Annotated in this window: 13 protein-coding genes; 6 read left to right on the top strand and 7 right to left on the bottom strand. The window is 36.4% G+C overall.

The features are described from left to right. Positions 1-40: 40 nt before the first annotated feature. A complete protein-coding gene (locus tag MPR_RS14325; protein ID WP_041893670.1) occupies positions 41-358 on the bottom strand; it encodes a hypothetical protein in 318 nt (105 codons plus the stop codon). 17 nt (positions 359-375) lie between these two features. Beyond that, positions 376-1,158 (bottom strand): AraC family transcriptional regulator, encoded by a 783-nt coding sequence (locus tag MPR_RS14320; RefSeq protein ID WP_041893667.1) that lies wholly within the window; start codon positions 1,156-1,158, stop codon positions 376-378. Positions 1,159-1,258: 100 nt separating this feature from the next. On the opposite strand from MPR_RS14320, the gene MPR_RS14315 reads away from it, so the two are divergent. Beyond that, the gene (locus MPR_RS14315; protein ID WP_006264399.1) at positions 1,259-2,455 is read left to right on the top strand and encodes a CynX/NimT family MFS transporter; all 1,197 of its coding nucleotides are present in this window, start codon (positions 1,259-1,261) and stop codon (positions 2,453-2,455) included. A 7-nt stretch (positions 2,456-2,462) separates the two neighbouring features. Here MPR_RS14315 and MPR_RS14310 read toward each other — a convergent pair whose 3' ends face one another. Next, complete coding sequence (locus MPR_RS14310; protein ID WP_041893663.1) at positions 2,463-2,678, bottom strand: DUF2905 domain-containing protein; 216 nt, start codon at positions 2,676-2,678, stop codon at positions 2,463-2,465. Between the two features lie 140 nt (positions 2,679-2,818). Between MPR_RS14310 and MPR_RS14305 the strand changes: the two genes are divergently transcribed. Beyond that, positions 2,819-3,523, top strand: coding sequence for a DsbA family oxidoreductase (locus MPR_RS14305; protein ID WP_041893661.1), 705 nt, complete (start codon positions 2,819-2,821; stop codon positions 3,521-3,523). 78 nt (positions 3,524-3,601) lie between these two features. On the opposite strand, the gene MPR_RS14300 is transcribed toward MPR_RS14305, so the two are convergent. Both MPR_RS14300 and MPR_RS14295 read right to left on the bottom strand, forming a co-directional pair. Continuing rightward, on the bottom strand, positions 3,602-4,069 hold the full coding sequence (locus MPR_RS14300) for a hypothetical protein (RefSeq protein WP_041893659.1): 468 nt from the start codon (positions 4,067-4,069) through the stop codon (positions 3,602-3,604). Between the two features lie 100 nt (positions 4,070-4,169). Beyond that, on the bottom strand, positions 4,170-4,931 hold the full coding sequence (locus tag MPR_RS14295) for a hypothetical protein (RefSeq protein ID WP_041893657.1): 762 nt from the start codon (positions 4,929-4,931) through the stop codon (positions 4,170-4,172). A 362-nt stretch (positions 4,932-5,293) separates the two neighbouring features. On the opposite strand from MPR_RS14295, the gene MPR_RS14290 reads away from it, so the two are divergent. From MPR_RS14290 to MPR_RS14275, 4 genes are all read left to right on the top strand, one after another. Then, positions 5,294-6,511, top strand: coding sequence for a metallophosphoesterase family protein (locus MPR_RS14290; protein WP_041893654.1), 1,218 nt, complete (start codon positions 5,294-5,296; stop codon positions 6,509-6,511). Between the two features lie 6 nt (positions 6,512-6,517). Next, positions 6,518-9,562 (top strand): SbcC/MukB-like Walker B domain-containing protein, encoded by a 3,045-nt coding sequence (locus tag MPR_RS14285; protein WP_041893652.1) that lies wholly within the window; start codon positions 6,518-6,520, stop codon positions 9,560-9,562. A 127-nt stretch (positions 9,563-9,689) separates the two neighbouring features. Then, positions 9,690-10,025, top strand: a complete 336-nt coding sequence (locus MPR_RS14280; protein WP_016650493.1) for a type II toxin-antitoxin system RelE/ParE family toxin — start codon at positions 9,690-9,692, stop codon at positions 10,023-10,025. After that, positions 10,012-10,314, top strand: a complete 303-nt coding sequence (locus tag MPR_RS14275) for a helix-turn-helix transcriptional regulator (protein WP_006260186.1) — start codon at positions 10,012-10,014, stop codon at positions 10,312-10,314. Before MPR_RS14280 ends, MPR_RS14275 begins: the two co-directional genes overlap by 14 nt. Before the next feature lie 36 nt (positions 10,315-10,350). On the opposite strand, the gene MPR_RS14270 is transcribed toward MPR_RS14275, so the two are convergent. Both MPR_RS14270 and MPR_RS14265 read right to left on the bottom strand, forming a co-directional pair. Continuing rightward, positions 10,351-11,514 carry an MFS transporter gene (locus tag MPR_RS14270; protein ID WP_041893649.1) on the bottom strand — a complete coding sequence of 388 codons (1,164 nt, stop codon included), beginning with the start codon at positions 11,512-11,514 and terminating at the stop codon, positions 10,351-10,353. 75 nt (positions 11,515-11,589) lie between these two features. Further along, entirely contained in the window at positions 11,590-16,431 is a 4,842-nt protein-coding gene (locus tag MPR_RS14265) for a DNA repair ATPase (RefSeq protein WP_041893647.1), read from the bottom strand. Between the last annotated feature and the right edge of the window lie 105 nt (positions 16,432-16,536).

The following is a 16,536-nucleotide window of genomic DNA, read 5'->3' as shown; positions in this document are numbered from 1 at the left end:
GATTATACAAGAAAGTCGGTTTATTACAAACCGACTTTTTTTATTTCTTGACTATAATGATATCTCCCATACACATCTCTATAGGACGATTATGAGGAGTATATTCTACCCAATCTACAGGATCACTACTTTCACAGTCTATCATCAGGTGATAATAAGACATACCATGAGTAGTATCAGGTAGAGCATGTATATCATAGTGCTTAACCGTGTCTAACTGATGATCTTCTACGATCGTTAGCCAAGAGATAGACTTGTCTAATTGGGCTATTAGGTATTGATTAGTGGTATCACCTTGTTTTAGTTCTACGATTATGTCTTGTTTTTGTTTTTGAAGTAGAGAGATAATATCTTTCATATACGATAGGATATAAGTTATAGCGTGAATGTATGTTGTATAAACTCAGTAGGGCGTTGTCCCATCAGTTTAGTGAATACATTACTGTAAGACTGGGCACTGTTATATCCTACGAGTAATGCTATCTCATTGATAGTATATTGCCCTTCACTCAGCAGTTCTATTGACTTGATGATACGTGCCATCTGTATATATTTAGCGATACTGATACCCGTTTCTTTTTTGAACTGACGTTCTAAAGTACGAATACTCATAAAGGACAGTTGAGCTAACTCATCTATAGTGATAGTAGATCGATAATGTTTATGTATATAAGCAGTTACTTCTAGCAGTGCATTGGTACGTGGTACGGGAGTGATAAGAGGTACAGCATTCTGTACAAAAGAAGGTAATTCTAATAAGATAGCTCTTAAGAACGTCTGTTCACTCTCCTCATATTCCATATTCATAGACCACTTCTCAGTATACATAATCATTTCTCTAAGTACACTAGGTATAGAGAATAGGTATAACTCATCATAAAACGGAGGTAAGTCATCCACATCGAAGTATAGTGTATGTAGAGAGATATGCTCAGACGCATGCGTAGTCTTATGCGGCATATTGGATGGGATATAGGCTACATGATTTTGAGGTAATAAGAATTGGCACGACTCTACATGTAGATGTTGATATCCTGATTCTACATAGACGAGTTGAGCTTTCTTATGATGGTGAAACTCATTGTTGTGTTTCCAAAGCTCAGCATGCCAAGAAAAACCTTTCTTTTCAACTTGATCGACTAATTGTGATGTATCCATTCTTGTCGTTTTAGTTATGATTTATGGCGAATATAAACATTTATAATCATTTAATTTTGCACCTAGAAATAACAATGTGTAAATAATAAATTAAATAACAATGGAAAATAAGATAGAAGAGATATCTAAAATGAAGAAATTACTGATGTTGTTAGGTATCATATTTATTGCTTCTAATCTAAGAGCTCCACTTACATCTGTAGGGCCTGTTATATCAGAGATAAGTAAATCACTGGCTCTGTCTAACACTACAGCAGGATTAGTAACGACGATACCCTTAATGGCATTCGGATTCTTATCTAGTATGGTGCCAAAGATCTCACGTAGATACGGTATGGAGCTTGTATTATTAGGATCATTGATTCTATTGAGTATAGGATTAGTCATTAGACCTTATGGTAGTTTAGTTACTTTGTTTTTAGGGGCAGCCTTAGTAGGGATAGCGATTACAGTAGGTAACGTATTGATGCCAGCTTATATCAAAAGTAATTATCAGAAGAATGTAGGTACCATGATGGGAATATATTCAGTAGCTATGAACCTGACAGCAGCGTTAGCAGCAGGGTTTAGTATCAGCTTGGGTAAATTCACAGAGATGGGATGGAAAGGTTCGATAGGAGTATGGTTAGTACTGAGTATCGCGACTATATTGATTTGGCTTCCTCAAGTAAAAAAGAAACAAGCAATCGAAGGAAGTAATAGAGGCTTCACAGAAGAGAAAAAAGTAAATATGTACTCGTCTAAGTTAGCTTGGGCAGTTACAGTATTTATGGGAGTACAGTCTCTACTGTTCTACTGTTTAGCAGCATGGTTACCTAAAGTGGCTATCACATGGGGTATACCTAAAGAAGATGCAGGATGGTTATTGTCTTATATGCAGTTCGCACAGTTGCCTATGACATTCATCGGTGCTATCATAGCGAGTAAGTTATCTAATCAGAAACTGCTAGCTATCGGTACAGGAGTATTGTTTGCTATTGGGATAGCAGGTTTATTGATCTTTAAGGTAAATATGATCGCGCTATGGTGTGTATTAATCGGTACAGCGAGTGGATTAGCCTTTAGTTTATCGATGCTATTCTTCGTATTGCGTACAAGTAGCACTACCCAAGCAGCAGAATTATCAGGTATGGCACAGTCTATCGGATACCTAATCGCAGCATGTGGACCACCAGTATTTGGAGCATTATTCGATGTGACACAGTCTTGGTCTATGTCCTTGATGTTTTTATTAGTGATGTCTATTACTTTGATTGTATCAGGAGGTATCGCAGGTAAGAACGACTGGGTGAAGTAATCCTTTATCAGCTAAAGAACTTTCTGTATAACCATAGTAATCCTGTGCCTACTACAGATACAATAATCATAGAGGTAATCGGCATAAAGAATGAAAAACCTGGACGCTGGATACGGATATCACCAGGCAATTTGCCAAACCAATCCAGATTAAACGAAGTGAACTGTATCAATATACCTATGATGACGATGATACAACCGATAAATATGACTGTTTTTCCCATAAGAGTAAAGGTATAAAATTACATCCACTTCCCTTTAGGAAACTATTTAATTATTGTTAAGGAGACAGGTATTAGGGTGTTTTAATAGTATCTTTGAGTATAGAGTTATTGAGGTAGCTCCTCATTTAAAAAGATAAGATATGAAAGTAGAGATATGGTCGGATATTATGTGTCCGTTTTGTTACGTCGGAAAGAAGAATTTTGAGAATGCATTGGTACAGTTGCCTTTCGCAGATAAGATAGAAGTAGAGTGGAAGAGCTTTCAGCTAGATCCAGACTTACCAGTAGAAGGGTTAGATATGTCTACTAAGGAGTACCTAGCTAAGCGCAAAGGTATGCCAGAGCAACAGATACAAGGAATGCTAGAGAACTTAAAACAAGCAGGTAAAGCAGTAGGTATCGAGTTTAACCAAGACCAATCTATTCCTGTGAATACGATTAGAGCTCATCGCTTTGTACACTTCGCACAGTTACAAGGAAAAGGGAATGAGGCTAAAGAAGTAGTGTTTAAAGCTCACTTTACAGATGGTAAAAATGTAGGAGATATAGCAGTATTAGTAGCACTAGCAGAGCAGATAGGACTAAATGCAGAAGAAGTAAAAGCGTTCTTAGCTACAGACGAACAGCTAGATGAGGTGACAGCGGATATTACAGAAGCACGTGCTCTAGGGATATCAGGAGTGCCATTCTTCGTATTAGATAGAAAATATGGTGTATCAGGAGCTCAACCTACAGAGTCTTTTGTAGAAGCACTGACACAAGCATTCCAAGAAAGCCAACCTAAATTCGAAATGAAAGGTGGTAGTGATGCGGGAGCTTGTGGTCCAGAAGGATGTGAGATATAAGTACCTATAGTTGATTTATAAATATGAACAGCCCATTTATACAGTGTATGAATGGGCTGTTTTATTATTAGATATATTTTAATCAAAGTCTATATGAACAAAGTAATCATACTTGTTTTTAGGTTTTTCGTTTTTCTCTAAACCGTCTAAGTATAGCTTTGCAGGAGTGCCTTTATTGAGAAATTGCTCATGAAGTTTATATAACAACTCTAAGGCAAGAAAGTTTTGGTTATTATCTGCTTTTAAAGTTGCGTGAATAGTACTATAAAACTCTGGTCTATCTGATCCTGATTCTTCCCAATATGGTAGTAATTCAAATTTGATAATTTCTTCATTATTGTATTTGTCGTCTTTAGAATACATGATTGCATCGTAACAAATTACTACTTCTGACTGATCTATTATAATCTCAGTAGGATTCCAATTGTCGGAGTTTCCGAAGTTTCTAATTTGCTTAGCAATTACTTCTTGGTTTAATTCTTCTCGGGTTTCAGGTAATTCTTCTGAGAAGTCCCATATCACATTGTGAAATATTCTCTTTTCCATCTTTTTATTTTAAAGATAGTGAAATAGTAACCTCTATTAAATTGAAGTAGAATAATGTTTGAATAGTGTAAGGAATTTATTCTACTCTAATAAGAGCATTCTACTGAGGAAGTCTTCGATCCTTGGTAGGAGTATCATTGTATTGCATATATGCCCATTCTCCTCGGTATAGATTATTGAACACAAGGTCTTTGTACTTGTTATTGATACTGAACAGTCTTACCTGTACACGAGAGGGAGTATATACTTCTTGTTCTTCAGCAGAGATGTGTTCTGCTATAAACGGAGGTTCTGTTATCTCGTGGTAGCGCACTACTAAGGCTAATACCCTGTCCTCTTTTTGCCAAGTATAGACGATACAGTCATACACCATAAAAGCGATTTTCTCTACAGGTTCTCCTTCTTTAGAGATGATATAGTCACGGAGTTGTATAGCCTTGTTTTCGTCACCTTTTAGGTCAGAGCAGGCTACCCCGATCAGGTCTTTATTTAGACTCTGTAGCATATCCACCTTATCGAAGTAATAGTCCCCATACTTCGCCACGCTGTCAGATTCTACCCACATCCTCATACTATACTCTTTACCGATTATGTCTCTAAGAGAATCATTATGCTTCTTAGGAGGTACTCTATAGTGTGTGATCTCTATAGGTTTTAGTTCTTTAACTACTGTCATCACACTAGCATCTGCATCAGCCGTGATACTCCCATCGTTATTGCCATTAAAAGCGTAAAAGTCTTCTACTGGGAAGTCATAATCGAATGTCTCAATATCCATCTTAAGGTCTCCAAATTTCTTAGGCTCTTGACAAGAGAGAAGCACTATAGGAAGTGTGAGGTATAGTAAGATTCTTTTTATCATAGTGTTTTAAGTAAAGTTGTTAGATAGGTGAATAGGTATTAGAATCAATATTAAATTGAAAACGAATTGTTTAATTTAAAATTGTGTGTGAGTATGAATGTCTTTTTACTGCCATTTTAGATAGGGTGGTCGGCATGTGGTCGGCTAGTGATGGGCATTTGGTCGGCTTAAAAGTGCCAAAAATAGCCCATCACTAGCCTATCACAAGGGTAGCAGTATGGAATCACGTGAAAGAAAGTTGCTATAATTCTTTTGTATCATCGGTTTTGAGACAAAAAAAATGAGGAAGCTAATCCTAAAATAGACTGAGAAACCTCTATATAGTTAGTATCTTTGAGGCACTAGAAAACAAAGAAAGATACATGGGATTGAAGATTCTACATACAGCCGACTGGCACTTAGGGAAGAGATTAGATAACTTTAGCCGTCTAGACGAACAGCGTATAGTACTAGACGAAATATGCGAGATAGCAGAACGCGAAGCAGTGGATGTAGTCTTAGTAGCAGGAGATTTATTTGATACGTTTAACCCTCCAGTAGAAGCTGTAGAATTATTTTATAAAACACTTAAACGCTTAGCGAAGAACGGGGAGAGACCTGTCATCGCTATAGCTGGTAACCACGATAGTCCTGAGCGTATAGACGCACCAGATCCGTTAGCACGAGAGTGCGGGATTATCTTAGTCGGACTGCCTCATGCTGAGGTTATTCCTTTTGAGATTGAAAATCAGTTTAAAATATCGAAGTCAACAAATGGTTTTTTTGAATTGAGATTAGATCGATTTAAACAACCGATACGCATATTACACACTCCTTATGCGAATGAGGTAAGGCTAAAGAAAGCATTAGACACAGAAGATAAAGGAGCAGCTCTTAATGAGGTGTTAGGAGAGAGTTGGCAAGCTTTAGCAGATAAGTACTGTAAGACTAAAGGGGTGAATCTATTGATTTCGCATCTGTATATGATGAACCGAAATGGAGAGTTGTTAGAAGAATCTGATGGAGAGAAACCGCTGAAGGTAGGTAATGCAGATATTATATACAGCGATATTATTCCTGAGCAAGTGCAGTATACTGCTCTTGGGCACTTACATAGAGCACATCAGGTGGGAGTAGAAGATAGACCTGTGGTTTATTCGGGTAGCCCATTGAGTTATAGTTTTAGTGAAGCAGGTCAGCAGAAGTATGTGATGATCTTAGAGGCAGAGGCTGGTAAGCCTATTACCTATACGAAGGTGGCACTAGAGAGCGGAAGACAGCTGTCACGTGTGAAGTTTGATAGTGTAGATGATGCAGTGGAGTGGTTAGTAGCAAATCCATATCATCTAGTAGAGTTAACCATAGTAAGTGATACCTTCTTAAATGGGGATGATATCAAGAGGTTATACACTGCGCATGATGGTATTATTACGATTATCCCACAAGTAACATTGGGGGATAAAGGAGAACAAGCGAATGTAAAACAGGTGAACTTAGAGCAAGATATGCAAGGATTGTTTAGAGATTACTTTAAACAGCGCAATAAAGGGCAAGAGCCTAATGAGGAGTTGATGGATTTGTTTAACGAGATTTTAGATTAGAGCAGTATGATACCAATTAAGTTAACGATAGAAGGACTGTATTCTTATCAAGAAAAACAAGTTATTGACTTCACTAGTCTTATAGAGGCAGGGTTATTCGGTATATTCGGTAAGGTAGGATCGGGAAAGTCTTCTATTTTAGAAGCTATTTCTTTTGGGCTTTACGGAGAGACAGAGCGTATGAACTCTCGCGATAACCGTGCATATAATATGATGAACCTAAAGTCTGACCGTTCGGTAATAGACTTTGAGTTTTATAATTTTAAGGATGAGAAATACCGCATCTATAGAGAGTTTAGAAGAAACTCTAAGCGCTTCGATGATGTAAAGAGAGGTGAGGCAACACTGTATAAGGATGAAGATGGTATCTGGGTACCTCAGAAAGAGTTGAATATACAGGAAGTAGTGGGGCTGAGCTATGAGAACTTTAAGCGTACTATCATTATCCCACAAGGGAAGTTCAGAGAGTTTATAGAATTAGGAGGAAAGGACAGAACGAAGATGATGCAAGAGATATTCGGCTTAGACCGTTTTGATCTCGCAGATAAGACTAAACGATTATATAGCTCGACGAAGGAGAGTCTGAATTTAGTAGAAGGAGAGCTAAAGAGCTTTAGCCAAGTCACAACGGAGCAGATAGCAGAGCAAAAAGCGCTACATCTTCAAGAGACGGAGAAGTTTAACCTACTGAATAAGACTTTTAAAGAAGAGAACGACAGTTATCAAAAGGTCAAAGCAGTGAAGGATGACTTCGAAGCCTTGGCGATAAAGAAAGTAGAGTTAGGTACATTAGAAGTGAAGTTACCTGAGATAACTGCTCAGAAGAACGAATTGTCTCAGTATGAGCAATTAGATAAAGCATTCTCTACTGTACTGTTAGAACAACAAAAGACAGCAGATAAGGCGGTGAATCGAGAGGCTCGATTAGCTACATTGACAAAAGAAACTACAGAGCTACAAAGTCAGTTTAAGAAAGTGACAGATGAGCTAAAGGTAGCAGAACAACAGTATGCAGGTTTAGAACACCTCAAAGCAGAGTTGTATGAGTTGAATTTGATCAAAGAAATCAAGAAAGCCAATCTCGCTAAGGAGACCTTATTAGAGCGTTATCACAAAGGGAAGTCTTTCGTGGTAGATGCTGAGAAGGCATTAGAAGGGAGCAAACTTGCTTTAGCACAAAAGGAGATGGAACTAAATACTGCCAAAACAGCTAGAGTAGATACAACAATGCTGATGGCTATAGAGGCATGGTTCAGTCAGCAATCTTTTATTCACAAAGGGATTCAAGATGTGCAACAGCATATGAATGCACTACAGACAGAGTTGCAAATAGTAGAAAAGGATATCTTAGGTCTAAAGTTAAAGGATATCAATCATTGGGAACAAGAGATAGAGAAGTACAGAAACCTATTTGAACAAGAGATCAATGCGATAGAAGTAGAGTTGCGCAATCATAGAGTAGCTCAACAGTTAGCACAGTATGCTAACGAGCTTCACGAAGGGCAACCTTGTCCTTTATGTGGTTCTGCACATCACCCTCATATTCTTCAGGGAGACGATGTGTCTTCTGCTATACAGCAGTGTGAACTTCGTCTAAGTGATATAAAGGATAAACAGGAGCGACTAAAGAAATACGAAAGGAAAGCAGCTGGTCTTTTTGATAAAAAGAAACTCTTAACAACACAGTGGCAAGAAAGCCAACAGAGAGAACAACACTTGCAACAGGAGTTAGTCTCTCATCAGCAGAACTTTGTTTGGACAGTGATAGAAAAGGGGAATGAAGCACAGTTTATCAAGTTAAAACAAAGAGCTGAGCTAGCGAATAAGCAAGTAGAAGCTCTAGAGATACAATATACTACAGTAGGAAAAGAAGTAGAACAGCACAGAGGTCATGTAGATAAGTTTACCAAAGAACTAAATGCAATAGAGGTAGAAGGTGTTAGTCTAGATAGTGAGATCAAGTCTAAGAGCACGCAGATTATAAGACTGCAGATAGAGACCTATCTAAGTTTAGAGGAGACTTTATTAGTACAACAAGTACAACAACGAGAAGCGAATGTAACCTTAGTAGAACAACGCTATAAAGATCTAACGAACCAATATCAGATGATGTCTCCTAAGTTGGCAAGTTTACAGACAGAGAGCAATAGTGTACAGGTAGAATTAAATGAATTGAAAGTAGCTGTTGATCAGTTTAACGAGCAGATTAAAGCTTTATTAATCACTCATCAAGTACAATCTGTAGAGGAAGTGCGTAGTGTGTTAGATAGACAGATTAATGTCGTAGAACGCAGAGAACAAATACAAGCATTCGAAGTTCAACTAGAGGTAGTCCGTAATGCTGTGAGTACTTTAGAAGTGAAGTTAGAAGGTATTTCTTTTGATCAAGAGAAGTTCGCTAAACAGCAAGAAGTAATAACGAAGTTAGAACTCCAGGTCAAAGAAGCGACAGAAGCTGTGGCTAAGTTGGCAGGAGAGATAGATCGTTTAGAAAAAGACTATGCGAAGAAGCAGAACTTACAGAAGCAGTATGACGCAATAGAAAAACGGGTGAAGAATCTGAATACGCTATTGACGATGTTTAGTGGAGCTGGTTTTGTAAACTATGTGTCAGCTATCTATCTAAAGAACTTATGCGATATGGCGAATGCTCGTTTCCATCGATTGACGAATAACCAATTGAGCTTACAGTTAAACGAAGCGAATGAGTTTGAGATCATAGATTATTTAAACAATGGGAAAGCGAGAAGTGTGAAGACCTTATCTGGAGGACAGAGCTTTCAGGTGTCTTTATCTCTAGCGTTAGCCTTAGCAGAGAGTGTACAGAGTCTGTCTAAGTCAGATAGAAACTTCTTCTTTATAGATGAGGGGTTCGGTACACAGGATAGTGAGTCAGTTAATATTGTATTCGAGACGTTGAGCAATCTGCATAAAGAGAATAGGATAGTAGGTATTATCTCTCACGTAGACGAACTACAAGAACGTATTCCTATGTCTCTATCCGTTGTAAAAGATGAAGAACGAGGTAGTGAAGTAGTTATAAATTATTAGTAAATCTTATTAGATAATACAGCCCAATCATTGATGATTGGGCTTTTTTTATGGTATAGTTTTAGTGGCTTAATATGTTGATTTATAATTTGTATTGTTTTTAAGTAACTTTTAAATTACCTTTGTAATGAAGATAAGAGAAGTAGTGATGTATAAGAATTACTTTAATGAGTTTTTAAGTAAACAACCATTAAAGGTTCAAAAGAAGATTGTTAAAATAATTGAAGCAGTTGAAATTCTAGATAGAATACCTTCTAATTACATGAAACATATTGTGGGAACAGTAGGTTTGTATGAAATAAGAATACAATTAGGAAGTGATATTTGGAGAGTGTTCTGTTTTTTTGATGGAGATAAATTAGTGGTTTTATTGAGTGGCTTCCAAAAGAAAACTCAAAAGACTCCCTTAAATGAGATTAAAAAGGCTGTTAAGTTAATGAATGAGTATTATGAAAGAAAATAGAGATGTGAAGACTTGGTCACAAGTAAAAGATGAGGTGTTTGGTGTAGTTGGCGAACCGAAGAGAGATGAGATAGAGAGAGAAGTAGAGACTTTTAAAGTAGGACTATTGCTTAGAAAGGCAAGAGAAGAGAAAAAACTAACTCAAGCAGAACTAGCTAGTTTAGTGAATAAGAAGAGAGAATATATTTCTCGAGTAGAAAATAATGGAAGTAATATGACTTTAAAGACGTTATATGATATTGTAGAAAAAGGATTAGGCGGAAAGGTGACTATATCCATTGAACTATAAATATGCAGCCCAGTCGGTGATGATTGGGCTTTTTGTTTATTTTGATGAGGTAGATTCGATAACTATAAATCTACTCAGTAGAGAGATAGCTAACCCAAAAAAGGCTACTATAGCAAAAGCGGTCTTAAGAGAAGAGTGCTGTGCAATAAACCCTATAACTGGTGGCCCTAAAAAGAAACCGATAAAACCGATACTAGTAATTAACGTTAAGGCCTGCTGAGGTGGCATTGTTTTAGTATGTCCTGCTAAGTTATAACACATGGGTACTACTGCAGATACACCTAAACCTACAATCATAAAAGAGATAATAGTAGTATATACTCCAGGAAATAATACTGAGGCTCCTAATCCTATAAAAAGGAGGATACCACAGAAGAGTAAAGTTCTCTGCTCTCCAAATCGCCTTACTGTGAAGTCTGATATAAAACGACCACTAGCCATTGCAAACATATAAGCTGTCAGCCCATACCCGATAAGTTGTATAGGAGCATGCGTAACATGCTTCATATATTCACTTGACCAATCTGTCATCATTCCTTCTGCTACCATAGCGAAGAAGGCTAATAGCCCTAAAAGGACTAAGTTCTTATCAGGTAATTGAAAGCCTTTCTTTTCTGCTAGTATAGGATTATCACTAGTAGTGTCGTTCGTTTCAGGAATAAGGTATTTAAAAAGCAGTAGAGAAATAATAATCCCTACGGTAGAGTAATAGATAAAATGTTCTAAAGGTGGGACATAACTACTGATCATCTCTGCGCCTAACCATGAAGCAGCAAAGCCTCCTATACTCCAAGTTCCGTGTAGAGAGCCTATGATTTGCCCTTTATATAGTTTAGAGACTTTAATAGCCTGTGTGTTAATAGAAATATTAGTGATATTACTAATCGCCCCGAATAAGACTAAGTTTACTTTTAGTTGCCATAATATCTCCCAATATCCAATACCGACTAATAGTACTAAATAAGTTAATAGGAAGAGTAGGGTTGCTTTTTTACTGCCTAATTTCTCTATTATTTTACCTGCTATAGGAAGAGTTATTAAGGTTCCTATAGAGATGTATAATAAGACAAATCCCCAAGCAGAGTCATTTACTCCAAAAGCTTCTTTAATAGTAGGAATACGCGATGCCCATGAGGCAGATATTCCTCCGAAGATGAAGAATAATGCAGTAACGGCTATACGGGCTAAGTGTTTTGACATAAGGTTTTAGATTGAAGGCAGTAAATGTATAAATAAAAAAACGGTCTGTTGTTTATACAGACCGTTTAGGTAATTTTATTTTTTGATTGCTTTAGCAATGCTTTCTAAGTTTTGGTTGAAGTCCATCAGCTGACCTAATACTTGAGCCACTTGATTATCCTTACCTGCCATACCTAATTTGTTTTGTTTAACAAAGATATCTTTAATATCCTCCCAACGTTTGCGCTCTACATCTGTCAGTCGGTTAGCCAGTTCTTTTAGTTTAAGTAAGTTTGCTTCTGTGTCAGATGTCAAGGTCTGTGATTCGTTCTCATAGTGTGTTAAGATTAACTCATCTATTTCACTATCGTTCATCAGTGGAACTATCCTACTCATCATCTTATTCATATCACGGTAAGAACCTTGTAGCTTAAAGGCAGGCTCTGTTCTATAAGCATTGTCCATACTTGCACTTAAGATATACTGTTGGTTTACCTTTAGCACAATATCTCTTACTGTGATTGATTTCTTTAATACAGCAGTGAACTCTTCTATCTCTTGTCCACTAAAGTTTCCTTCTAATGATAGTGACTCCTCGGACTTCGTTTCGATATGGTTAATCAGTTTATAGAAATCGTCTAATGAATTACTACTCAACTTCTGTAAATAGGTGTTTTCAGCAATAGCGTTCTCTAATAAACTTAACTTAAACAAATGCTCTGTACTACCAATCACATCCCCTAAGTTATAGGTATCAGCACGGTTAGCTAACATGTCAGGTATCTGAAACTTCTCTCCTGATTCTGTGTACGGGTTACCTGCCATAATGATACAGAATCGCTTACCTCTTAAGTCATAAGTTTTACTCTCTCCTTCGAAGATACCATCCATCTTACGCTGTCCATCAGCAAGAGATATAAACTTCTGTAAAAACTCAGAACTACAGTGCTGTATATCGTCTAAGTATAGCATTACGTTATCCGCCATTTCGAACGATAAGTTTATTTTCTTTAGTTCTTCTCTTGCACCAGAAGTCTTAGCTTCCGTAGGGTCAATCGATGTAATAGAATGCCCAATAGTAGGTCCGTTAATCTTAACGAAGTGAAGACCTAGAGCATTGGCTAAGTATTCCATTAAGGTAGTCTTACCATATCCTGGAGGAGATACTAATAATAACATTCCCATACGTGCTGTACGTTTGTTATCACCATAAACTCCTATCTGTTTGGCTAAGTTGTTTCCAATTAATGGAAAGTAAACTTCATTAATCAGTTTATTACGAACAAAAGAAGTCAGTACACGAGGTTTTAGTTCGTTTACTTTTAATGATTTCTTGTATTCGCTTAACAACATATCTTTAGTAGCAATAAAGTCTGTAAACATTGGGACACGCTCAGTCTCGAATACTTCAAGCTTACGCATATATTCGTGATAGTCTAATGTATAAGTATCTTGTACTATTAAAGTGTGGTTCCCTTTCAGGTTGTTTAAGATTATAGTATCAGTACTCTCTTTTAAAGTATAGTTATATTGTTTTTCAAATAACAATAAACAACATGCTTCATCAATATACTTTTTATATATAGCAGCTTTAGGTTCATTATCTATATAAGAATACAACCAGTTCTGTATTAAATAAAAAGCATCTAATGTAGATAAGGTGGTATCGTTAATATCATTCTCAAAGGTTACACTAGCATTCTTTTGTTGTAAGAAAGTAACAAACTGTTTCTTTAATAGAGAAGCTTGTTCTGCTTTTGTAAAGAATACTCCTGATGAGAACTCTTCAAAAATATAATGTGCTATGTCTTTCTTGTATGTTAATTCACGCAATGGAGATTGCCATTGTGTATATAGCTCTTCTAATTGACTAATTATATATTGATAGTTAGTACTGTTAGGGAATATCTTTTGTACAGCAGCTGCACTATTGATATTCTTCAATAAAGACTCTCTTACTTCCACTTCTAATTTATACCAGAATACTTGTGCCGAAACACGGATAGCAGGAGCATAGGTCAATATCCCTAACTCTGATTTTAGCTTCAGTAAGGCTTGTGTAATCTCTAATCCGTCAAAGTCGTGTACTCCTTTTAGATACCCTTCAGAGTAGTTCTGTTCTGTTCTAAACTTAACTGCCTCATTAATATCTAATGAAGGATTAGTACGTAGTTCTTGTATTATTTGATAAGCTAAGTATTCTGCTCTATATACTTCGTTATTTTCAGAGATGATGTCTTGATTCCATATCTCCTTATAGGCATAGATCTTATCATTATGAATAGGATAAGTAAAGCTAGTACCTGTTAAGTGATAATACAGAATATCATTACGTCTAACGATAGTAAGGTCTAATGGCTGTTTGTTGACTAAGAATTTATGAGTACCTAAACTGATTACATTTTCTCCATCAGCGAATAGGTCTTGTTTATCTCTCAGTGTACGCAGTGCATCTTCTTGACTCGTCTTAACGCTGTTCTCTAAATTCTCAGCTTTAGATACATCTCCTAAGTCATTTAATTCAATAACTAATTGACGTACCTTATCAACCATAAGGTCAGTAGAGAAAAATGCAAGTATCTCCTCTTTCGTTTTGAAAGAAGAAGACTTATTCTCTATATTTTTTAATATACGTAGACCTATCTGTTCTAACGAACTTGTACGTCTATTGATCTGTTCAACTAATTGAGTCTTGCGCGTATCAAAAGCTTTAGAAACTTCTTCTCGCTTATCGGCTATCTTTAAGATGAAATCATCGAAGTCAGCAAACTTACTCTCCAGCTCTTCTACCTGTACACTTACTTTAGAGTGGTATTCGTCACACTTTTCAGGTGAATTAGATAGCTCTAAGAAGTTGATGATACTTTGGTCAAGTAAGGTTAATTGAGCATGAAACTCAGCTATAGACTCATTCGTACGAAGAGAGTCTATCTTTCTTTTCAGTTGAGAACGCACCTCATTAAGCGAAGCAAATATTACAGATATCTTCTCTATAATCTTTGTCGCTTGAGTAGTGTCTTCTATTTTTAAACTGTTTAGAATGTCTATCAGCAGTTCTAATTCAGCTGATATTGCTTTACAGTTTTCATCTATTGCATTAGCATCGATTACCTTGACTACCTCATTTACTTTAGCTTTTTGGTCTACTACTTTTTGTTCATAAGGAACTAGAGCTTGCTCTTGTAGTAAGAAAGCAATTGTTTTATCAGATAGTGATTCATTGGTCTTACCCAATTGCTCTTGATAATTCTCTAAGATAGATAAGTCAACATATTTAGTCTGACGAGCACTGATGACTTCACCTAATAGTTTTCTGTTTTCTGCTAATAGATGTACTAATCCTTCTAAAGTATCTCCTTTAGCATTCTTAACATTAAAGAGCTGTTTATCTACTTTCGCTTTTAAGTCAGTTAATAGACCAGCTGCTCTCTTGCGTTGCTCTTGTACTTTTTCAAACTCATCTATAGCAGTATTAGCAATACTTCTTATCTGCTCTAAAGGTTCGTCTAAGCTTTTAGTTTCTTTTGTTCTTATCCAGAAATAAGCATCTATAATGTCATTTGCTTTCTTAGCTATATCACCGTACAGTCCTTCATACGAATCTTCTTTATCGATGAGGTGGATGATCTCTTGACATTCAGCCATCGCTTTTACGATGTCTTTATTTCCTATTTTGTATAAGTGATTCTCTTTTTGCTCCTTATTTTCTATCAATGTAGCAGCATAAGGAGTTTCCCATATTTGTACTACGTGATGTCTTACTGCCTCATTCTCTGAGCGGAAGTAGATTAACTTACCATCGTTAAACAAGGTGAAACCACTACATACGATAGGAGTTTCTACTTGTTGTTTGATGATGTTATAAGACATCAAGGTATAGATATTGTTCTCTGCTTGATAGAATAGGTATAAGTAGTCCTCCCCATTATGAGAAGGGATAGTTCTTACAAACTCTAAGTTGTGAACACTGTTATCAAATATTTTATAATCTCCATTCTGTAAATAGTATCCATTAGAGAATAAGATACCTTGGCCATCCGGAAGAAGTATACCTGTTTCATTTAGGGCAGGTACATTGATAACTTGTTTTGTTCTATTATTAAAGATAAAAGCACGGAAATCCTCTTGGTAAGGTTTTATGCGTATAGCAATAAAATTACCTAAGTCAGCGTAGAAGTAATCAGCATCATCTAACTGCTGATCGGCATTCTTTACAGGTTCAGAGTATATCCCTTGTCCATTATCTGTGTTGTCTTCTATTTTAAAAGTAATATCACCACCTACAGCTTCTATAAACACTTTGTCTTGTATAGATACGTGAGGGTGTACCCCTAAGCGTCTGTTCTCAAGATTAGTCTTAATCCAGTTGAACTCAAACTGAGGGCTCTTTACTACTTCGTGAATGCTACGGTCATCTTGATAGATCAATTGATTATCTTTGATCAACCACTTAAATGCTTTTAAGTTATCTGCATTCTTACTTGTTTGGAATACCATATAGAGGTAATTCTCTGTCTTCTTAAATCTGCTGAAGATAGAGTCTCTATAGTATTTATATAAGTTTTTATAATCACTGATGAAGTTCTCATCATAGATAAAATCTAAAGGTTGAGGTAAGAACTGATCATTTTCAAAGCGGTATATACTAAATACATCACTTAACTGAATATCAGTTTTTAACCCAAAGTGTACGTTATAAGCAAAAATACAAGTCGTGTCAAAGGCAATAATACCTCTGGCAGTACAGTTGTTTTCTGTCGTAATACGTTGATTGGCGATAAGTTTTAGATCAACAGAAGTAAAGACTTCTTTACGGTCGTCATTCAGTGCATTTAATCGTTGGATTAATTCACTCTTCTGACTCTGTAGTCTCTTCTGTATAATCTCATAAGTGTTAGAATCTAATGATTCTATATTTTGGTTTTCTAATTCAGCCATATATAAAGGATACTTTGTATTAGAACGATAAGACTAATACGTAGGTAAATTAAAAATAGAGTAGGGGTAAATAGGAGAAAATCACTCTTCTCTACAGAGAAGAGT

This window comes from Myroides profundi (assembly GCF_000833025.1).
Taxonomy (GTDB): Bacteria; Bacteroidota; Bacteroidia; order Flavobacteriales; family Flavobacteriaceae; genus Flavobacterium; species Flavobacterium profundi_A.
The sequence above is the reverse complement of the archived record's forward strand: the minus strand, read 5'-3'. Positions and strand labels throughout refer to the sequence as shown.